Origin of the sequence: Sphingobacterium sp. xlx-130 (genome assembly GCF_011007405.1) — a bacterium.
Classification (GTDB): domain Bacteria; phylum Bacteroidota; class Bacteroidia; order Sphingobacteriales; family Sphingobacteriaceae; genus Sphingobacterium; species Sphingobacterium luzhongxinii.
Window position 1 is genome coordinate 443654 of sequence record NZ_WFKN01000003.1, and the last position, 20810, is coordinate 464463.

General features: G+C 39.6%; 17 protein-coding genes. 13 read left to right on the forward strand and 4 right to left on the reverse strand.

The genetic code is table 11. The features are described from left to right. The first annotated feature begins 1 nt into the window (after position 1). Together G7B18_RS05255 and G7B18_RS05260 are read left to right on the forward strand one after the other, a co-directional pair. Positions 2-406, forward strand: a complete 405-nt coding sequence (locus G7B18_RS05255) for a hypothetical protein (RefSeq protein WP_164108017.1) — start codon at positions 2-4, stop codon at positions 404-406. A gap of 20 nt (positions 407-426) precedes the next feature. Next, positions 427-1182 (forward strand): hypothetical protein, encoded by a 756-nt coding sequence (locus G7B18_RS05260; RefSeq protein ID WP_164122159.1) that lies wholly within the window; start codon positions 427-429, stop codon positions 1180-1182. A 97-nt stretch (positions 1183-1279) separates the two neighbouring features. On the opposite strand, the gene G7B18_RS05265 is transcribed toward G7B18_RS05260, so the two are convergent. Then, entirely contained in the window at positions 1280-2041 is a 762-nt protein-coding gene (locus G7B18_RS05265; protein WP_164108015.1) for a DeoR/GlpR family DNA-binding transcription regulator, read from the reverse strand. A 236-nt stretch (positions 2042-2277) separates the two neighbouring features. Between G7B18_RS05265 and G7B18_RS05270 the strand changes: the two genes are divergently transcribed. The 8 genes from G7B18_RS05270 to glpT all read left to right on the forward strand — a co-directional run bounded on the left by G7B18_RS05270 (position 2278) and on the right by glpT (position 14551). Then, positions 2278-3843 (forward strand): glycerol-3-phosphate dehydrogenase/oxidase, encoded by a 1566-nt coding sequence (locus G7B18_RS05270; RefSeq protein WP_164122160.1) that lies wholly within the window; start codon positions 2278-2280, stop codon positions 3841-3843. Between the two features lie 33 nt (positions 3844-3876). Then, the gene (glpK, locus tag G7B18_RS05275) at positions 3877-5376 is read left to right on the forward strand and encodes a glycerol kinase GlpK (protein WP_205600295.1); all 1500 of its coding nucleotides are present in this window, start codon (positions 3877-3879) and stop codon (positions 5374-5376) included. 35 nt (positions 5377-5411) lie between these two features. After that, complete coding sequence (locus tag G7B18_RS05280; RefSeq protein ID WP_164108013.1) at positions 5412-6137, forward strand: MIP/aquaporin family protein; 726 nt, start codon at positions 5412-5414, stop codon at positions 6135-6137. Positions 6138-6214: 77 nt separating this feature from the next. After that, positions 6215-9460, forward strand: coding sequence for a SusC/RagA family TonB-linked outer membrane protein (locus G7B18_RS05285; RefSeq protein ID WP_164122161.1), 3246 nt, complete (start codon positions 6215-6217; stop codon positions 9458-9460). A 10-nt stretch (positions 9461-9470) separates the two neighbouring features. Next, complete coding sequence (locus G7B18_RS05290; RefSeq protein ID WP_164122162.1) at positions 9471-10955, forward strand: SusD/RagB family nutrient-binding outer membrane lipoprotein; 1485 nt, start codon at positions 9471-9473, stop codon at positions 10953-10955. A gap of 7 nt (positions 10956-10962) precedes the next feature. Then, positions 10963-12219: a DUF5689 domain-containing protein gene (locus G7B18_RS05295; protein WP_164122163.1), complete on the forward strand. Its 1257-nt coding sequence runs from the start codon at positions 10963-10965 to the stop codon at positions 12217-12219. Between the two features lie 64 nt (positions 12220-12283). Continuing rightward, positions 12284-13198, forward strand: coding sequence for a glycerophosphodiester phosphodiesterase family protein (locus tag G7B18_RS05300; protein WP_164108009.1), 915 nt, complete (start codon positions 12284-12286; stop codon positions 13196-13198). Positions 13199-13210: 12 nt separating this feature from the next. Continuing rightward, on the forward strand, positions 13211-14551 hold the full coding sequence (gene glpT, locus G7B18_RS05305; RefSeq protein ID WP_164108008.1) for a glycerol-3-phosphate transporter: 1341 nt from the start codon (positions 13211-13213) through the stop codon (positions 14549-14551). 219 nt (positions 14552-14770) lie between these two features. Here the strand turns inward: glpT and G7B18_RS05310 are convergent, their stop codons facing one another. Then, positions 14771-15634 carry a mechanosensitive ion channel family protein gene (locus G7B18_RS05310; RefSeq protein ID WP_164108007.1) on the reverse strand — a complete coding sequence of 288 codons (864 nt, stop codon included), beginning with the start codon at positions 15632-15634 and terminating at the stop codon, positions 14771-14773. 294 nt (positions 15635-15928) lie between these two features. Between G7B18_RS05310 and G7B18_RS05315 the strand changes: the two genes are divergently transcribed. The 3 genes from G7B18_RS05315 to asnA all read left to right on the forward strand — a co-directional run bounded on the left by G7B18_RS05315 (position 15929) and on the right by asnA (position 18785). Then, entirely contained in the window at positions 15929-17101 is a 1173-nt protein-coding gene (locus tag G7B18_RS05315) for a cysteine desulfurase family protein (protein WP_164108006.1), read from the forward strand. Positions 17102-17177: 76 nt separating this feature from the next. Beyond that, on the forward strand, positions 17178-17504 hold the full coding sequence (locus tag G7B18_RS05320) for a HesB/IscA family protein (RefSeq protein ID WP_164108005.1): 327 nt from the start codon (positions 17178-17180) through the stop codon (positions 17502-17504). 276 nt (positions 17505-17780) lie between these two features. After that, entirely contained in the window at positions 17781-18785 is a 1005-nt protein-coding gene (gene asnA / locus G7B18_RS05325; RefSeq protein ID WP_164108004.1) for an aspartate--ammonia ligase, read from the forward strand. Positions 18786-18820: 35 nt separating this feature from the next. Here the strand turns inward: asnA and G7B18_RS05330 are convergent, their stop codons facing one another. Together G7B18_RS05330 and G7B18_RS05335 are read right to left on the reverse strand one after the other, a co-directional pair. Continuing rightward, positions 18821-20329: a bifunctional GNAT family N-acetyltransferase/carbon-nitrogen hydrolase family protein gene (locus tag G7B18_RS05330; RefSeq protein WP_164108538.1), complete on the reverse strand. Its 1509-nt coding sequence runs from the start codon at positions 20327-20329 to the stop codon at positions 18821-18823. Between the two features lie 139 nt (positions 20330-20468). Further along, complete coding sequence (locus tag G7B18_RS05335; protein WP_164108003.1) at positions 20469-20792, reverse strand: DUF3467 domain-containing protein; 324 nt, start codon at positions 20790-20792, stop codon at positions 20469-20471. Positions 20793-20810: the final 18 nt, after the last annotated feature.

The following is a 20810-nucleotide window of genomic DNA, read 5'->3' on the forward strand; positions in this document are numbered from 1 at the left end:
AATGAGAAAATTCTTATCTTATTTCATCTTATCCTATATAACAGCAATCCCGACATTCGCTCAAGAGCGTGTTAAATACACTCCTTTGGCCCAAGCTGTTATTAATATGCAGAAGCATGTTGGACCTAGCGACACCGGTCCATACAAGATAGGCGCAAATGAAGCTTTTTACTTTTTACATCAAGGTAAAGATTCGCTAACGACCATTACATTAGAAGAAATCAACAAACTCAATCACCTTGAGTACGACATCAGACTTACGTTTGATATGGTCTATAAACAAAAATGGTTAAAAAGAGCTATAATACTTGAGCCAGTGAGTGCGCAAAGGCAACAAGAACTTTTTAATTTTTTTCAAAACGATCCTAGATATAAACATCTAAAAAAAGATTCCTTCGAAAATTAAGGATCAAAAAAAGCATTGTTATGAAAAAGTTACTGTTAGCAATACTCTTACTTGGTTTTACATTTCAATCTCATGGAATGACGACCGTCATCCAGAAGAATGAATACCGCTATGTCGCACGGAGAAATTCAGACAGCTCGTTGTTCAACCTACTGAATCTGATCAATAAAAACCTCTTCAATATACAGGCAACTAAACGTATTGGAAATAAAACCAAAAATAACGATATTAAACCTGTTGCCGAATCGGTGTCTCCAAATAGTGGATTAAAAGACACCTATAAGTTGGATCAAAAGAACATTTTTCTTCAGGGAGAACGGCGAGGGGTTTCTGCTTCTGAGCTATCTGACTATAATCTTCACGAAATCAATTTAATTTCCATACTATTGGATGCAGAATCAATCGGATTAAAAGCTGTTTATGGCAGCTCATCAGCATATGGTATAATAGTGCTTCACCCGAAAAAGAAGAGTTACAAAAAGAAAAGAACAAAGGTCGCCGGATCTTTTCAAAACGTTCAGAGAAATAATTTAATAGAAAGCCGCCAAATAAACGATATGCTAAAGGAAATTCAACTATATCTCAAAGATATTGGTTACACACCTGACACAGAAGCATATATCATGGTAGAAAACAAAAAAAGCAAACTTTCAGATTTAACTACCGACGCTCTCCTTCTTTACGACAGGATAGAGATTAAACTTAAGAAAAGCAAAAAAGCTGCTAGCGGTACAATAGGGATAATTTGTCTTAAGAAAGATTCCTTCGAAAATTAAGGGTAAAAAAAAGCATTGACATTCCAGCTCTATCGAATGGCAATGCTAAGACCTAAAAAAGCGGAGATTCAGTTTATTGGATTCTCCGCTTTTCTTATTATTTCGCTATTATCGTTTCTATTCCCAGCGACTCGAAAAGTTCCTGAAATGCCGGTGGTATTTCATTACTGATCACGACATCGATCTGGGAAAAATCTACAATCTTCCCAAAGCTCTTTCTACCAAATTTACTCGAATCTGCCAGTACAATCACTTGCTGAGCTACAGAAATCATTTTCTGATTCAACATCGCTTCTTGCGCATTAGTAGTCGATATTCCATAGTCCAGATCAATACCATCTACCCCTAAAAACAATTTCGAGCAGAAAAAATGGTCTAAAATATTATTAGCATATTGCCCGGTTACAGACGACGAGGTACGTCGCACCGATCCTCCGAGTTGTATAACCTCGACATTCTGATGCTTGAGCAACTCTAAAGTCACATTCAGCGCTGATGTAACTACAGTAAGGTTTCCTTGAGGCAAAATCTCTCTCCCTAAAAACTGTGTTGTCGTTCCCGATCCAATAATAATAGAATCATTAGCCATTACTAAACGAGACGCAGCACGCGCGATTCTTATCTTTTCCTCTTCGTGAATTTTTTCTTTCTCAATAACAGGTCTATCCGTTTGATACGGATTTTGTCTTGTAGCCCCTCCATGTGTTCGATACACCAACCCCGTATCTTCTAAAAACTGTAAATCTTTACGAATTGTTACAGAAGAAACATTTAATTCTTCGCACAATTCCAAAACAGAAACATGTCCATTTTGGTTTATTTGCTTGATGATATATTGATGACGCTCAACATTGTTCATATGTATATTACTTACTTTTTGATGGTCAATACTTGTCTCGATCCTTGTGAAGGGCCCATCCTCCTCATATGCCCTTACATCCGGAGCAGGTCTATCCTATGGATCTTTCATTATCCTAAGATAATTAAGATATTTCAAAACAGTAGCATTTATCTAAAAGACTTCACAAACTTTCGTTTGTTTACGTTTTTTATTATTTTTACAAAACAAAGCACACATAAACACAGTAAAACAAAATGAACTTCACAAGAAACGAAGCTTTAGAAAGCATTCAAGATACAACAGTATGGGATATTGCAATCATAGGCGGTGGAGCCACAGGTCTGGGAATTGCAGTTGATGCAGCTTCTCGGGGCTATAAAACGCTCCTGATTGAGAAATATGATTTTGCAAAAGGAACCTCAAGCAAAAGCACCAAATTGGTCCACGGTGGCGTCCGGTATCTCGCAAATGGAGATATCAAACTCGTTTTATCAGCGCTCAAAGAAAGAGGTTTACTATTTAAAAATGCGCCTCATGTTTCCTTTGTTCAAAGCTTTGTAATTCCATCATACTCGACCTTCAATAAGCTTAAATTCTTGATCGGTCTAAAAATGTACGATTGGATGGCAGGTAAACTTCGCATAGGAAAATCGACCCTCTTGAGCAAAAGCGACGTCATTCAAAAGCTACCCAAAATCAAATCAAAGGGATTAGTAGGCGGTGTATTATATTATGATGGTCAATTTGATGATGCCAGATTAGCAATCAACCTCGGACAGACGGCTTCCGAACATGGCGCAACACTTCTCAACTATGCCGAAGTAAATAAGATATCAAAAGATGAAGCAGGTAAAACAAATGGTCTTAATTTCAAAGACAGACTTTCAGGACTAGATCATACGATAAAAGCGAAGGCTGTCATTAATGCAACAGGTGTATTTGTAGATGATATCCTAAAGTTGGATAGTACAACGCACAAAGACCTCGTACGACCAAGCCAAGGAGCCCATATCGTAATAGATAAAAAATTCCTGGGCAATGATGATGCCCTGATGATTCCTGAAACCAGTGACGGGCGCGTATTATTTGGAGTGCCTTGGCACGACAAAGTATTATTAGGCACGACCGACACACCATTAAATGCACATCAGATCGAACCGAGACCGTTGGATGAAGAAATCGATTTTATCTTAAAAACGGCAAATCAATACCTTGAAAATTCACCTACTGAAAAAGATGTTTTAAGTGTATTTGCGGGACTTAGACCCCTAGCCGCTCCCACAGATGGCGACTCGGGCAGCACAAAAGAAATATCAAGAGATCATAAGCTTATCAAAAGCGCATCCAATCTAATTACCATTACCGGAGGCAAGTGGACTACCTACAGAAAAATGGCTGAAGAAACCGTTGACTTAGCGATCAAGACAGTGGGCTTAACACCTAAGGACTGTAAAACACAACATCTTCCCATTCACGGCTATTCCGAAGAAAAAAGACCAGGGCATTGGCAGGTATACGGAACCGACGTCACCCCTATTCTTGATTTGGCATCCCAGTCTCCGCAACTCAACGAACGCCTACACCCGAATTTCGAATTTATAGCAGCCGAAGTTGTATGGGCATGTCGTCATGAGATGATCGCGAAAGTAGAAGACTTCTTAGCTCGCAGAGTGCGCTTTTTGTTGTTAGACGCCAAGGCATCCTTAGAGGCAGCGCCAAAAGTAGCTGAATTAATGGCGAAGGAACTCGGAAAAGACCAAAACTGGATTCAACAGGAAATCGCAGACTACACCGCACTTGTCAAAAATTACACCTTATAATAAATAAGTAACTACTATAAACCCAATTAGATCATGAACAAGGAATATATTCTCGCTTTAGACCAGGGTACAACTAGCTCTAGAGCTATTCTTTTCAATCAGAAAGGTGAAATCGTAACAATAGCACAAAAAGAGTTTACTCAAATATACCCTAAATCGGGCTGGGTAGAACATGACGCTCAGGAGATATGGTCGACACAACTAGCGGTAATGACCGAAGCGATAGCCAAAGAACAGCTAAGACTAGACGCAGTCAAAGCTATTGGTATCACCAATCAGCGAGAGACGACCATCGTTTGGCATAAAAAAACAGGTAAACCCATATATAATGCTATTGTATGGCAAGATCGTAGAACAGCAGATTACTGTAAAAAAATAGCCGAACAGGGACACGAACACATCATACAGGAAAAAACAGGTTTATTAATTGACGCTTACTTTTCAGCGTCTAAAATAAACTGGATACTCAACAATGTAGACGGAGCCAAACAACTTGCTGAGCAGGGTGAACTTGCATTTGGAACCGTAGACTCTTGGTTAGTTTATAACCTTACAAATGGAGAGAAACATGTTACGGATGTATCCAATGCCTCTCGGACACTTCTTCTCAATATTCATACCTTAGAATGGGACCAGGAATTGCTAGATATATTTGACATCCCAGCATCCATGCTTCCCACTGTATGTAGCAGCTCTGAAATATATGGTCATACATCCGAACATATAGCAAATGTCAGCGTTCCTATAGCCGGGATAGCAGGCGATCAACAAGCCGCTCTATTTGGTCAGCTGTGCACAAAAAAAGGCATGGTCAAAAACACCTACGGAACAGGCTGCTTCCTATTAATGAATATCGGAGACAAACCAGTGATATCGAAAAGCAAACTGGTCACTACTGTAGCTTGGAAAATAGGCAACGAAATAAACTATGCTTTGGAAGGAAGTGTATTTATTGGGGGGGCCGTCGTCCAGTGGTTAAGAGATGAGCTAGGTGTCATTCGTAGCTCCAGCGAAGTAGAAAAATTAGCAACCAGTGTCCCTGACAGCAACGGTGTCTACCTCATTCCTGCGTTTTCAGGGCTAGGAGCTCCCCACTGGAACTCCGAAGCTAGGGGGACAATGGTAGGACTGTCACGAGGTGCAAATGCAGCCCATATCGCTCGCGCCTCCTTAGAAAGCATTGCCTATCAAACCTATGACATCCTAAAAGCCATGGAAAATGATTCTTCTTCGAAAATAAAAGAACTCAGGGTTGACGGAGGCGTAACACAAAATGGCTTCCTAATGCAATTTCAGGCAGAAATCTTAAAAACAAAAGTGATTCGCCCTGCGATTACAGAAACGACGGCTATGGGAGCTGCCTTTCTTGCTGGACTAGCTGTTGGATTTTGGAAAGATATTTCCGAACTGCAAAACTTATGGAAAGAAGATAGAGTTTTCGAAGCTGCTCCAGATAGCAATTACGAAGTCCAATTGAAGGAATGGAAAAGAGCCATCGAAACGGCTAAATTCTGGGCAAACTACGAGAATTAAAAGATAATGTAACCACTTTTTAATAAATCCATATTATGACACCTTTTATTGCAGAACTAATAGGAACCGCTGCGATGATCCTTCTAGGAGGAGGAGTAGTCGCCAACGTGGTATTAAACCAGACTAAAGGAAACAGTTCAGGCTGGATAGTTATCACAACAGCCTGGGCTATTGCGGTTTTTGTCGGAGTCTCTATCGCCGGCCCCTACAGCGGCGCACATCTCAACTGTGCGGTCACATTGGCCAACTACATCTTGAATCGTATCGATCTCCTTACAGCATTATCCTATATGACAGCACAATTTGGCGGAGCCATGATAGGTGCTTCATTGGTATGGATAGTGTATAAAGACCATTTTGATAAAACAGAGGATCCAGACACCAAACAAGCCGTATTTTGCACTGCACCAGCCATCAAAAACCTACCCATAAATTTAGCTAGTGAAGTCATCGGAACTTTTGTGCTGATATTCACCATTTTGCATTTCAAAGACGCTAGCCTATCCGACCAATCTCCCATCGGCCTGGGATCTATAGGCGCGCTACCGGTAACATTGTTAGTATGGGGAATAGGTCTTTCACTTGGAGGAACTACAGGCTATGCGATTAATCCTGCGCGTGATCTTGGTCCTCGCATTATTCATGCCCTATTACCCCTAAAAAATAAAGCTAAATTCAATCTCTCCTACGCATGGGTACCGGTCATCGGTCCCTTACTCGGAGCTTCGCTTGCTGCATTATTATTCTTGTTTATGAAATAAAACGAAAGAAAAAGCAGCAATTAACATTAAGTTAATATTAAAATATCAATTTAGTAACCAATTTAATCACACGACATATGTTAACAAACAATCAAGACAAAGTTAAGCCACATCGTATAGGATCTAAGCTCCTGTGGATTGCTTTAGCTACTGCTTGTTATTCTGGAGGACAGGCTTACGCCAGTCTCCCGTTCTCTTTGGAGAAAACAACTAGGCAAGAAAAAATTAAGATCCAGGGTAAAGTAGTAGACAAAAATACGAATGAGCCCTTAGGTGGAGTATCAATCCGGGTAGAAGGCAAAGCAGTTGGGACAAGTAACACAAACGGTACATTCGCTATTGAAATTGCTACGGGTTCGAATATTAGCTTTCAACTCATAGGTTATAATAGTTACGCACAAATATTTAACAATACAAATTCCAATACTGTTATTCAACTCGCAGAGAATACGGAGGGGATCGAAGAAGTTGTAGTTACGGCATTAGGCATTAAACGAGAGGAAAAGTCATTAGGTTATTCTGTAACTACGGTTTCCGGAGAAGAACTGACTAACGCACAATCAGCAAACTGGACCGACGCATTAACCGGTAAAGTAGCAGGCTTAAATCTAACTAAATCAGGTGCTGGTCCAGCAGGAACAAATCAGATTATTCTTCGCGGAGAAAATTCCTTAACAGGTGACAACTCGGCACTAATTGTCGTTGATGGAGTCATAACAAGCTCCAGTTCAGGAAGAATGACTACCAATGGAAACTCGAATTACATGTCCGATGATGCACCTGTAGATTTTGGAACAGGTCTAGCTGACATCAACCCGGAAGACATCGAAAGTATCTCTGTATTAAAAGGCCCGGGCGCGACAGCACTCTATGGAGCTAGAGGTGCTAACGGCGCTATTATTATTACTACTAAAAAAGGAAAAAAGAATAATGGCTTAGGATTTAGCTTGACTTCAAACACATCTATCGGCACCATAAATAGATGGCCTGATTATCAAAACCAATATGGTGCTGGAATTGGTGGAAACGATTTTTACTATTCCTATGGTCAGTCTGAAGATGGTGCCAGTACTTACTCTACATCTGCAGCATGGGGCCCAAAATTCAATGGTCAGCAATTTTATCAGTTCAACCCTGAATATTACAGACAGACACCTCCAGAAAGAACATTATGGAGACCTTATGAAGACAATAAAAAGGATTTTTTTGAAACTACGGTAAATAGCTCGAACAATCTTTCCTATTCAAACTCAACAGAAAAAACTTCTACACGAATCAGTATAGGAAACACCATTAACAAATGGATGGTTCCTAATACCGGATTCAATAGAACAACTGCTAGTGTCCAGATGTCTCACAAGCTGACTGACAAAATCAATATCCAAGGAAAAGCATCTTACAACAATAAATTCTCCAAAAACCTTCCTACCTCAGGATATAACAATGGTACCATCATGTACTTTATCAGGGGACTTACCCCTAATATGAATCTAAATTGGTTTAAAAATTATTGGATCGAAAAAGATGTAGAGCAAAATACGCCAATGTCTTCATTGCTTGACAATCCTTATCTACAGGCTTATGAGATGTTAAATGGTCAAAACCGTGATGGCTTTCTTGGTAATGCACAGGTAGACTATACCATTAACAAAGAATTCAGTGTAATGGGTCGCGCATCAATCGATTTTAGCTACGACGGTAGAACTTCACGAAGACCATTTGACTCTAACAAGTTTGCTAATGGATATTTCAGAAAGCAAAATATTTTCAATTCGGAAACAAACGTTGATTTCCTTGCTCGCTATAGAAACGAAAGAAACAGCAATATAAAATGGGGAGCAAGTGTTGGTGGTGCCCGTATGGCTAACACCTACAGAAGGGTAGATTTATCAACGAGTAAACTAAAGGAAAGAGGTATTTATAGTCTAGATAATACAGCCGAACCGATTATCTCAAGACCTTATAGAAGTAAATATGCCGTAAACTCAATTTATGGTATGGCCAATATCGAATACAAAAATTATTTGTTTTTTGATGTAACGAGTAGAATTGACTGGTCTAGTACACTTGCCTCCCCTGCATTCGGTGAGGGGGACGGATTTATGTACAATTCCTACAACGGTAGTGTTATTCTTTCTCAATTATTAGATTTACCAAAATCTATCAATTTCTTTAAATTTAGAGCTTCGCTTGCAAATGTGGGTAGTGGCGGGACGACACCATTCTTAACTTCATATACCTACCCTATAGTCCCGAGTTTTGGTAACGACGGTCTATCTAACAGCCTACAAATCCCAAATGAATCGCTCAAGTACGAATCCACAAGATCTGTGGAATTTGGCACAGATTTAAGAATGTTTAAAAACAGATTAACATTTGATATAGCAGTATACCAAAACAATACCTTCAATCAAATTCTTCCTGTACCCATCGATCCATCAAGTGGGTTTACACGGATGGTTATTAATGCCGGAGAGGTTAGAAATAGAGGTGCAGAATTTGCGACATCGTATCAAATTCTAAAAAACAAAGAAAAACTGAACTGGAAAATGTTTGGTAACTTCTCTTACAATGATGGAATAATCATCTCATTACCTGAATCATCTGAGGAAAACTCAATTATCCTATCAACCATCTATGGTTCGAGAGGAACTATTGAAGCTCGAGTTGGAGGAAACTATGGAGCTATGTATGGCTATGGCTATAAGCGAGCTCCGGACGGTCAGATCATCTACAAGGAAGGATACCCAGAAGTATCTAATGATTTACTTTATTTAGGTCGGTCTACTGCACCTTGGAAAGCTGCCTGGGGTAACGAATTCCAATACAAAAATTGGAAATTCAACTTCTTGTTCGACGGGCAATTCGGCGGTGTTGGTTATTCATTAACGCATGCCGTATTAATGGAGGAAGGAAAACTAAACAAAACAATCCCAGGACGGTATAATGGATTAATAGGCAAAGGAGTCGTTGACAACGGTGATAATACTTTTAGTCCTAATACCACATTGGTAAATGCGCGTGACTTCTATTACAATCACTTCAATCGTGACAATCTGGAAGCAAATACTTTCTCAACAAACTACATTAAGCTTAGAGAAGTGCGTATTGATTATACCTTTAGTCCTAACTTCTTGAAACAATACAAATTTCAACGCGCAAATTTAGGCCTGTACGGTCGTGACCTTTTTGTATTCACGAACTGGCCTGCGTTTGATCCTGAATTTGGTTCCCTTACATCCGCTGGAATCCAAAAAGGAGCCGAAGTTGCGCAGTTTCCTTCTACAAGAAATTTTGGTCTTAGTTTAACGTTAAATTTCTAATGCTTGTCCGATGAAAAATAAAATAAAAAATATACTTATATATAGCACGTTTGCGACAACCATACTAGCAACAAGCTGTACAAAAGATTTCATTGAAAAGAACACGAATCCCAATGAAGCAACTTTTGCAAGCCCCCAAGCGCTATTTGCTCCCTCGGTGCTATCCATTGTAAATAATAACCTCAATAGAGGTTTCAGAATTAACGGAGAGCTAGCACAAGTAACCGTAACCAATAGCGATAGCCGCGAAATTCACCGTTACGAGATAAAAACGACAGAATCGAATAGCTCTTGGCAAAATTGGTATACCGAATTGACAAATATCAGAGATGTATACAAATCAGCCGAAACCACGCAGCAGCAAGGTTACCAAACTTGGCAAGGCATGTCCTTAATAATGGACGCCTATTTAGGCTCCTTATTGACAGATGTCTTTGGTGATGTTCCTTACTCTGACGCTGCCAAAGGCAGAGAATTTGAAATCTCTCCCAAGTTTGATACACAAAAATTTGTTTATCAACAGATTTTCGAAAAGCTAGAGAAAGCAAATGAATTGCTAAAAATAAATGCGCAATTACCCGCAAACCACTTGATATCAGACCCTCTTTATGGAAGTATTTATCAACATACCCGTAGCAGCCCTGAACATTGGCGTAGATTTGGAAATTCGCTTTATTTACGATTACTACTTAGAGCGTCCGGTAATAACGAGTTGAATCAAATAGCAAAAATCAAGGAAATAGTAGATACTAAAGCTGCAGAATATCCTATCATGGAGAGTAATGCGGATAATGCAATCTTTAACTTTACCAATGTCGTCCCTTTTGTCACAGAATTTTACAATTATAGGGATATTGATTTTAACGGTGATAAAGGTTATTCTGAGTTTTTCATAAATACATTAGTAGACATGGAAGACACGAGAATAGCAAAATGGGCTACGCAAGCTACCCTTGGAATTTACTCAGGCATACGAAGTGGCTACGCAAAGGGAAATGTTCCTGAAATAGGCTCTAAACTACTATTAGATCTTAAGACAGACATTAGACTTGGCAATCTCATGAATTATTCTGAGCTGCAGTTCATATTAGCAGAAGCAGCTCTTAAGGGCTATATTTCAGGGTCTCCCCTAACTTATTACGGTAGAGGTATTCAATCCTCTTTTAACTATTGGAAAGCAAGTTTGACAGCGGAATATTTCCAACAAGATGCTATAAAATTCTCTTCGACAGATAATTTCGAAGATATTATGGAAAAAATCCATACCCAGCGCTATTATGCAATGTTATTTACCGATTTTCAGCAATGGACGGAAATCCGCCGTACAGGTCATCCTACATTACCTATTGGCCCTGGAGTTGAAAACCAAGGTAGATACCCATCACGTCTACCTTTCCCTCCGTCCACAATTTCCTATAACAGGGCAAACTATCTGGAAGCAGTAAAAATTATGGGACCTGATGATATTAACACAAAGGTTTGGTGGAATAAATAAAATAATCATGAAAAGTTCAAATAAATATAAATATCTTCTTACTATCATTGTTTCAAGTTTGTTATTAACTAACTGCGGTGAAACATATAAGGAAGAAATAGTGGACCATGTGAATCCGCAAGGATCTATTTATGTGTTAAGAAGCAATTTCAAGGGGCAGGATCTAACGATATCAGAAAGCACACTGGAAGGAGCCAAACATATCGGAGGTGTTGTGATTTCAAACAATGAAAGTAAAAACCTTCCAGAAAACACCATTGCTATTCAAAGCACTTGGAGAGGACAAACAAGAGGGATATTATTAGAGGTTGAAGATGCCTCCCAATACACCTTCGGCGATTCTCTTAATATGAATCTGATAGGTAGCACCTTAACTGCAAGATTGGGGTCATTGATGATTACAAATGTAGCGAGCTCTAAAATTTCAAAAATATCATCAGGAAATATTAAAACACACACACCTGTCGCAGTAAGTACCTTAGAGAAGAAAAAAGATCAATTCGAAAGCACACTCATCAGTGTTACTGCAGATGTTGATCCTGAACCAGCAAAAGGATCAAAACTTGCAGGGGTTCATAAATTATTAGACGGAGAAAACAAATCTATAAAAATCGCAGTAAACGAGTCAAGTCCCTTGGCAAACAATACCCTATCCCCCTCTGCAACGTTCAGAGGAATTTTATACAGCAATCAAGGAGATCTTGAAATCCGTCTTCAAAGCGCAGAAGATTTAGCTTTTCCCTCAGGAAAACTGTATTCGGGTTGGCCGGAGACCTTCGAACAGCCAGACACAGTGAAAGCAGGTTATGCAAAATGGCCGGTAATTCTACCTACGGGAGAATGGACTTTTGATCAATCTATGTTAGGAAATACTGTCGGCAGAGATAGAATTGTATCAGGAAAACTAGCGGTAAGGTTTCAGCAAAATTTAAAAACCCCAGCCTACCTACAAATGAATTTTGATGTTCCGCAAGGTGCATCAAAAGTGACCTTATGGTATGGTTCTTACTACACCGACAGATCCTCTACATTTCAATTGGAATATTCTATCGATCAAGGAAAAACCTGGAAAATTGTAGGTAAACCAATCAGTGATGCACATCCGACTTCCGTAAGTCTTGTTGCAAAACAAGCTGTTTTCTTAATGAATATCACAGAACCCGTTCGCTTTAGAATAAATAAATTAGGCCTCGGTACAAGTAGTAACACCATAAATAATGGTCGGTTGGGAATAGATGATATAGCGATATATCAAAGTTATTAATATAGTTGCTATTTTTGATAGGAGTAAATAATCTTACTCCTATCTTTATTTTATATAACAAGACATGAAAAAGTTTAACTTTCTATTGACTTCAATCTCTGTGCTAAGCCTAAGTATCTCTTCCTGCAACACGCAAAAACGAGTTAGTATGCAAAATTCAGACTTTCCCTCATTCTCGTATGAGGGACACCGTGGTGCACGCGGACTATATCCAGAAAATTCTATAGGAGCCATGAAGGTCGCTATTGACCTTCCTAAAGTCACCACATTGGAAATGGACTGTCATATTACGAAAGACAAGAAAGTTGTCGTTTATCACGATGATTATCTAAATCCAAAATTCGTAACCTATACTGATGGAAGGGAACTGAAAGGAAAAGACATCAAAGGTACCCTCTACAGTTATAACTGGAAGGAACTAAAAGCATTCGACTTAGGCTTAAAAGGAAATGTAGACTTTCCTCAGCAGAAGAAAATTTCTACTCCCATAGCTCTCTTAAGTGATCTCATTGATCAATCTGAAGCCTACGCGAGAGAAAAACGTCAATCCCCTATGTTCTACAACATCGAGACAAAAAGCAGAGAGGGCAAAGATCACGAGTGGCATCCAGCCCCTCAAGAGTTTTCGGATCTCGTGTTAGAAGTCGTCATCGAAAAAGGAATTGCATCCCGCACCGTGATCCAATCCTTTGATAAAAGAACAATACAATACATCAACAAGCACTACCCTCAGATCAAAACCTCTTACCTGATTGATGCAAAGAACACAAAGACCATCAAGGAATTGATTACTGACCTAGGCTTCAAACCTTTTATTATCAGTCCAAACTATAAACTAGTTAATGCTAATATTGTAAAAGAAGCCCACGATTTGGGTGTAAAAGTAATACCCTGGACAGTCAATAAAAAAGAAGAAATATCTGCTTTAGAAGCATTAAAGGTCGATGGTATCATCAGCGACTATCCAAACCTATTTTAAGATACAATATTTATGTTCGATATTTTTAAACCAGCCTTGCACAAAGCGAGGCTGCCCGAAAACCGCATTGACCCAGAATACAAAAAACTCCGGTTGCAAGTATTCCTAGGTATATTCCTAGGCTATGCGGCCTATTATTTTGTACGGAAGAACTTTTCTTTTGCGGTAAAAGACCTACAAGATACCTTAGGTTATAGTAAAGCCGAATTAGGTTTTGCCATGTCCGCGATATCAATCGCCTATGGATTGAGTAAATTCTTCATGGGCAATGTATCTGATCGTAGCAATGCACGTTATTTTCTGGCCACGGGACTCATCCTATCATCACTCACCATGATCTTTATGGGTTTCTCCCCCTTAGCTACCTCTTCAGTCACCATCATGTTTGCATTATTGTTCATTAATGGATGGGTACAAGGTATGGGCTGGCCAGCTTGCGGTCGTGTCGTTGTGCATTGGTATTCAATAAAAGAACGCGGTACCGCTATGTCTATTTGGAATTTAGCACACAATGTTGGTGGATTCTTAGTAGGACCATTGGCTATTCTAGGTGTTGAATTATTTGCTGACTGGCACGCACGCCTTTATTTCCCTGGACTTGCAGCAATATTAGTCGCTATCATTTCTATATTCCTCGTCAGAGACACACCGCAGTCCTGTGGACTACCGCCGATCGAAGAATACAAAAACGACTATCCGAAAAGCTACGCGTCCTCACAGGAGAAAGAATTCAGTGCAAAAGAAATCTTCCTTAAGTATGTCCTCAACAACAAATTATTATGGTACATCGCCATAGCAAATGCATTTGTCTATCTAGTGAGAAACGGAATTATCAACTGGGCACCTACCTTTCTTCAGGAAGCAAAGCATTTCACCGCATCGGAAGCCACCTGGTCAGCCTCAGTATATGAGTTGGCGGCAATTCCCGGAACCATTCTCTGTGGCATCATGAGTGACAAGCTGTTCAACGGACGTAGAGCTCCTGTAACAATCATATACATGACCCTGACACTACTTGCCGTAGCAGTATATTGGCTGACACCAGGCGACAATCAATGGATCGTCAACATATCGCTATGGACTATCGGTTTTCTGATATATGGCCCCGTTATGCTCATCGGTGTTCAAGCCCTAGACCTGGTACCTAAAAAAGCTGCTGGAACCGCGGCCGGCTTAACAGGCTTATTCGGTTATTTCATCGGAGATCTGCTTGCCAATGCAGCGCTAGGTGCAATCGTGGACAAAAGCGGCTGGGATGCCTCATTCGAAGTCATCTTACTCGCATCTGCTCTTGCTATACTCTTTACAGCATTCACCTGGAATAAAGAAAAAGAATTCTTACGTCTGAAGTAAAATTCTAGTAAACAACAGAAAAGGCTCGAAAAACAATTTCGGGCCTTTTTTGATTATCTTTATAAAAAAACGACTGATGAAGAAGATGTTATTCAAAATACTAAACAAGATAAACAAGCTTGTCCTACCGAAATACAATCTCAAAGATCCTTCAAAACTAAATAAGCTACAACAGGCTGTTGTAGCTTACCGTTATTATATACTAATACGAGCTTTAGACTAGGATTTGTCCGATAGCTTCCCTAAGATCTGTCCGTCACTCCTGATATGCATCTCAGTCTGCGGGTAAGGTATAGAGATTCCCTTTGCATCAAGCGCAACCTTAATTTTTTCCCGCAAACCATTACTAGTAGTCCAAAAATTCTCCCGCTTAACCCAACCACGGATAGTTAGATTAACAGAACTATCTGCTAGATCGCCTGCAAACACATCTGGTGCGGGCGTTTTCAAAACTTCAGTTTCCTGATGCAAAACAGCTAAAATCGTATCTTTAGCAACCTTAATATTATCATCATATGATATACCTATCACAAATTCAAATCTTCTCGACAAAATTTTTGTATAATTTTTAATCACCGAATTGGCCAATGAGCCATTAGGGCTAAAAACACGGATACCGCTATCATCAATCATAGTCGTATATAACAAATCAATCTTCTCTACCGTTCCATTAGAACCATTAGCACTGCTAATATAGTCACCCACTTCAAAAGGCCTAAACATTAAGATCAGGACACCACCAGCGAAATTTGAAAGACTCCCCTGCAACGCCATACCTACAGCCAAACCAAAAGCCGAGAGTGCTGCAATAAATGAAGTTGTCTGGATCCCCATGGTACTTGCGACCGTCAATAACAACAATGCATACAGAACAAATTTGACCAAGCTAACCGCAAATCCACGAATAGACTTATCAACATTTCGCTTCTCAAAACGACGATTCATAAATTGAATCAAAAACTTAATTGCGAATCGCCCCAAAAACAAGATGACAATAGCTGCAAATATTGAAGGTAAGCTAACGACTACAACATCGATCAACCGATCGAGATATTGTTCAATTTTGGTTACATTTTTTTCCATACAACACAAACCTACATAAATTCACTTTTACAGGCAATAAAACTTTCATGATGCCTTTGGATCACCAACAAGTATGAACCGAACCCGATTGTATCGGGTGAGCTCTTGAATATCAACAATAAAGTAAAATGTTTTGAAAAAAGTTCTTGATAGCCCCTGAAAACATACACTTTCAGAAAAAATTACCCATGATAAAAAAGCGAATTTTTAGCCCTCCACATCCGCCTAGATTTCTTATAGAGGAAAATAAAAAATGACGCAGGACTCCAGATGAATAATCCTTAAATTTAAGGCATGATATATCTAGATAATAACGCAACAACCCGGCTAGATGATGCAGCTTTTGACGCCATGCTCCCCTTTCTGAAAGAAGAATACGGTAATGCTTCCAGCCTGCAACACAAACTAGGGAGACAAGCCAATCAAGCTATTGAAAGCGCCCGTCAACTTATTGCAGATACGTTACAGGTACAGTCCAAGGAAATTTTCTTCACCTCTGGATCGACAGAAGTCATAAATACAGTACTCCGCGGAGTATTCGACCGCTATCAGACCAAAGGGAGTCACATAATCACCTGTCAAACAGAACACAAAGCTGTATTAACTACTTGTAGAGCCCTGGAAAGAAAAGGTGCTACAGTGACCTATCTACCTGTCGACAGGAATGGAACTGTATCACTAGAAGACCTAAAATCAGCCATTACAGCGCATACGATTCTCGTCTGCCTAATGTCTGCTAATAACGAAACAGGAATCTTACATCCCATCAAAGAGATTGCTGAGCTATGTCGCGAAAAAGAAGTTATATTCTTTTGTGATAGCACACAATCTCTAGGTAAACAAGCCTTCGACTTAGCGGCACTGTCAATCGACATCTGCTGTTTCAGTGCACACAAATTTCACGGGCCAAAAGGAGCAGGAATACTCTTTATACGTCGAAAAACGAAACCTATACAGATAGCCCCTTTGCATACTGGCGGCGACCAAGAGCAGGGATTACGTGGCGGGACCTACAATGTCCCCGCTATAGTAGGGATGGGAGAAGCCATTCGTCTGAGTCATAAAAAAGATTTTTCAACTATGGAGAATCTTCGTAATCACCTTGAACACCGAATCCTTACAGAAATTGAAGACACCTTAGTTAATGGAAAAGAAACAGATAGGACAAGCAACACCAGCAATATAACTATCAAGCACGTACGTGCTAGCGAATTAATGACCAAAACCCCAAATATCGCAATAGCCTCAGGCTCAGCCTGCGTGTCTGGGGCTAGAGACCCCTCTCATGTACTAAAAGCCATGGGGCACACCGACGAAGACGCTTTTTGCAGTATACGTATCAGTCTATCGCGTTATAACACCTTAGCAGAAATAGATCATGCCGTTGAGTTACTAAAGTCAGCTATTCAGTCCATCAGAGACCAGTCACCCATTTGGCAAATGTACAAAAATGGACTTCTAGAATAATATGACAGTCTCCTAACCCACCGCATTTGCGTTTAGCAAATAATTTACGAAATTTGTAGTAAACAATAACGACAATATGGTAACGATTACAGATAAGGCCAAGGAACGTATCTTGCAAATAATAAAGGACGAACAGTATGATGAAAACTATTTTGTCCGCGTTGCTGTAACTAGCGGGGGCTGTTCAGGATTATCCTATCAGCTCAATTTTGATAATCAAGAAAAAAAAGGAGATCAATTTTGCGAAGACAAAGGAATAAAGATCTGCTTAGATATTAAATCGTATCTGTATTTAGCAGGTACAGAGTTAGACTATTCCGACGGTTTGGCAGGAAAGGGGTTTGAGTTCCATAATCCAAATGCTTCTCGCACATGCGCTTGTGGAGAAAGCTTCTCCGTATAGAATTTCACACTGCAAATCAGCTATTCCTAGGTAAAGTAGAGTATTATTTCACCTAGGCATGGCTTGAAGTAAAGCCTTTCAAAAACAATAATCGACCTCTTCTTTCTGCCCCATTCCAATAAAAACTCTCCTGCCATCCGAACTCGCTACCATTAATAATATTACAACAAAAACAGTGTATCTATTATCATTTTAATTACATTTGCGTATTAATATTGCTATATTCACACACTAAACACAAATAGCATTTAAACGAAAGTCAAATTTAATTGATATATGGGACGCAACTTATTAAAAAGAGAACAAGCGATAACCTTTGTTAAGGAAACATTTTCAACACATCTAAGACAAGCGTTAAACTTAATACCGATATCGTCTCCCTTGATTGTTTTGGACGGTACAGGGATTAATGACGATCTCAATGGAATAGAACGACCCGTTTCTTTTCCTATAAAATCATTAAACGAAGAAAGAGCAGTCGTAGTACACTCTCTTGCCAAGTGGAAAAGAGTACGTTTAAAGGAACTCGAACTCGAACCCGAAGAAGGACTAATTACAGATATGCGGGCTTTGCGTCCCGATGAAGACTATTCCCCCATACATTCTATCTACGTAGACCAATGGGATTGGGAGAAAGCCATACATACCAAAGACAGAAATCTTAATTATTTAAAAGAAACCGTCAAGAAAATATATTCGGCATTACTAGCCACAGAAAACGCGGTCGAACATCAATACCCGGAACGCAAAGCAATACTTCCTGATGAAATTTATTTCATTTCTTCCGAAGAGCTATTGGCGAGATATCCGGACTACACCCCCAAAGAAAGAGAAAATGCAATTGCCAAATCCTATGGTGCAGTATTTATCTACGGTATCGGTGCAGAGTTATCCAACGGATTTGCACACGACGGTCGCGCAGCAGATTATGACGACTGGAGCACATACAATGATGCCGGTTACAAAGGATTAAATGGAGACATCCTTGTGTGGAACCCTTTAATTAATAGCGCTTTCGAATTATCATCTATGGGTATCCGTGTTGATAAAACGGCTTTACTCCGACAACTTGAGATTCGTAACTGTATAGAGCGAAGTAAACTATCCTTTCATCAGATGCTCTTGAGTGATCTCTTACCGGAATCTATTGGAGGAGGTATAGGGCAGTCTCGCGTATGTATGTTTATGTTAAAGCTAGCACATATAGGTGAGGTCCAGGTCAGCATTTGGGATCCTGAGCGCAAAGAAAAACTAGCCAACGAAGATATATTTCTACTCTAATGCAAAAGGTCGGATTTTAAATCCGACCTTTTGCATTATTTCAACAGATTCACCGCATAAAGATCCTTACGTCTATCTTTCAAAGTTTTAACTGTACCATACTCGTGCAGATCCCTCAGTGCATACAGATCGACATCAGCGATTAATACCATTTCCGTATTCGGAGTTGCTTCAGCCTTGATCGCATTATTGGGAAAGGCAAAATCTGATGGTGTAAACACTGCCGACTGAGAGTACTGTATATCCATATTATTTACCCGTGGGAGATTACCAACCGACCCCGCTATCGCGACATAACACTCATTTTCGATCGCGCGGGCCTGTGCACAATGTCGTACACGCATATAACCATTTTGTGTATCCGTCATAAAAGGAACAAAAAGAATCTGCATCCCTTGATCAGCCAATATACGGCCCAGTTCCGGGAACTCCACATCATAACAGATCAAAAGACCTACCTTACCACAGTCCGTATCAAATACTTTAACCTCATTCCCTCCAGCCATACCGTAGTATTTAAATTCATTAGGCGTAATATGGACTTTGCGGAAAGAGTCCATTTTCCCGCTACGGTGACAAAGGTAAGATACATTATACAATTTATTCCTTTCATACAACGGCATTGAGCCTGCTATAATGTTAACATTATAAGAGACTGCAAGCTGTTGTATTTTATTAGCGATCTCCTTCGTTTGTCCGGCCAACTTTTCCATCGCTTCTCGTTCAGGAAGATCATTATAATAACGCATCAATGGCGTATTGAAAAACTCCGGAAACAAAGCGAAATCAGCACCATAATCACTGACTGCATCCACAAAGAACTCGACTTGATCGTAAAATTCATTCAGATCCGTAAACAATCGCATCTGCCATTGAATCAATCCCAAACGAATGGTCTGCTTAGACGCAGAATTGGATCGTGCATCCGGTTCATAATAGATGTTATTCCATTCCAACAGCGTAGCAAACTCCATGGATTCACTGTCCTCAGGAAGATAGTTCTTAAGTATTTTTTTTACATGAAAATCATTGGACAGCTGAAAAGTAAGTGTAGGATCGAAGATCTCCTTACGTTTCACCTTCTCGATATACACACGAGGGCTCATCTCTTCCGCAAAATTAAAGTAATTAGGGATACGTCCTCCAGCGACAATACTCTTTAAATTCAACTCCTCGCACAGTTCCTTCCTTGAATCATACAATCTTCTTCCCAGACGTAAAGACCTATAATCAGGATGTACAAATACTTCAATGCCATACAAGGTATCACCTTCATAGTCGTGCTTAGAGAATTTACCATCATCAATAATCTCATAATAACTATCGTAGATATTACTTTTCTTGGAATTAAGAATAATAGAAAGTGCACAGGCGACAACATGTCCATTTACTTCGACACACAGCTGTCCTTCAGGAAAAACATCAATCAGATCTACTATATTCTCACGGGTCCACAGCTCCCCTACCCCCTGATAAGCCTCAGACATAGATTTTTTAAGATCATTATAATCCTTCTTTGATAACGATCTTACTTTAATATCCATCATATCTTAAATGTTAACAATTTTCAATACTAATCTACATTCAAAAGTGATACCACTTATATCAAAAAGCGTCTTGTTCAGCTCGTATTATAAAAAATACAGCCCAACAAGACGCTACAGCACCCCAAATTGAATAGAACTAAGCTTCGCCTTTAGTTCCTCCAAAGTTTAAAGGAAAGGGAACATCTTTTGAGGATATCGCACCATTCTGACCTTCAAAACGGTTGACATTATCCTGTAAAGCGACCAATAAGCGTTTAGCATGTTCAGGTGTCAATATTATCCTAGACTTTACCTTAGCCTTTGGAATACCAGGCATGATACGCACAAAATCCAAAACAAACTCGGTGTTCGAATGCGTTATAATAGCTAGATTCGAGTAAATCCCCTCAGCAATTTCTTCGCTCAATTCAATACTAATTTCGTTATTATCGCCATTTGGCGTATTATTATCGTTATTCATTTTTTTATGTTTTTTTTG

What these genes read in the sequence shown, in the direction of transcription:
- G7B18_RS05310 (WP_164108007.1), bottom strand. Translation starts at nt 15,634, where the DNA reads ATGGAAAAAAATGTAACCAAAATTGAACAATATCTCGATCGGTTGATC.
- G7B18_RS05285 (WP_164122161.1), top strand. Translation starts at nt 6,215, where the DNA reads ATGTTAACAAACAATCAAGACAAAGTTAAGCCACATCGTATAGGATCT.
- G7B18_RS05260 (WP_164122159.1), top strand. Translation starts at nt 427, where the DNA reads ATGAAAAAGTTACTGTTAGCAATACTCTTACTTGGTTTTACATTTCAA.
- G7B18_RS05295 (WP_164122163.1), top strand. Translation starts at nt 10,963, where the DNA reads ATGAAAAGTTCAAATAAATATAAATATCTTCTTACTATCATTGTTTCA.
- G7B18_RS05300 (WP_164108009.1), top strand. Translation starts at nt 12,284, where the DNA reads ATGAAAAAGTTTAACTTTCTATTGACTTCAATCTCTGTGCTAAGCCTA.
- G7B18_RS05270 (WP_164122160.1), top strand. Translation starts at nt 2,278, where the DNA reads ATGAACTTCACAAGAAACGAAGCTTTAGAAAGCATTCAAGATACAACA.
- G7B18_RS05330 (WP_164108538.1), bottom strand. Translation starts at nt 20,329, where the DNA reads ATGGATATTAAAGTAAGATCGTTATCAAAGAAGGATTATAATGATCTT.
- asnA (WP_164108004.1), top strand. Translation starts at nt 17,781, where the DNA reads ATGGGACGCAACTTATTAAAAAGAGAACAAGCGATAACCTTTGTTAAG.
- glpT (WP_164108008.1), top strand. Translation starts at nt 13,211, where the DNA reads ATGTTCGATATTTTTAAACCAGCCTTGCACAAAGCGAGGCTGCCCGAA.
- glpK (WP_205600295.1), top strand. Translation starts at nt 3,877, where the DNA reads ATGAACAAGGAATATATTCTCGCTTTAGACCAGGGTACAACTAGCTCT.
- G7B18_RS05255 (WP_164108017.1), top strand. Translation starts at nt 2, where the DNA reads ATGAGAAAATTCTTATCTTATTTCATCTTATCCTATATAACAGCAATC.
- G7B18_RS05315 (WP_164108006.1), top strand. Translation starts at nt 15,929, where the DNA reads ATGATATATCTAGATAATAACGCAACAACCCGGCTAGATGATGCAGCT.
- G7B18_RS05265 (WP_164108015.1), bottom strand. Translation starts at nt 2,041, where the DNA reads ATGAACAATGTTGAGCGTCATCAATATATCATCAAGCAAATAAACCAA.
- G7B18_RS05290 (WP_164122162.1), top strand. Translation starts at nt 9,471, where the DNA reads ATGAAAAATAAAATAAAAAATATACTTATATATAGCACGTTTGCGACA.
- G7B18_RS05335 (WP_164108003.1), bottom strand. Translation starts at nt 20,792, where the DNA reads ATGAATAACGATAATAATACGCCAAATGGCGATAATAACGAAATTAGT.
- G7B18_RS05320 (WP_164108005.1), top strand. Translation starts at nt 17,178, where the DNA reads ATGGTAACGATTACAGATAAGGCCAAGGAACGTATCTTGCAAATAATA.
- G7B18_RS05280 (WP_164108013.1), top strand. Translation starts at nt 5,412, where the DNA reads ATGACACCTTTTATTGCAGAACTAATAGGAACCGCTGCGATGATCCTT.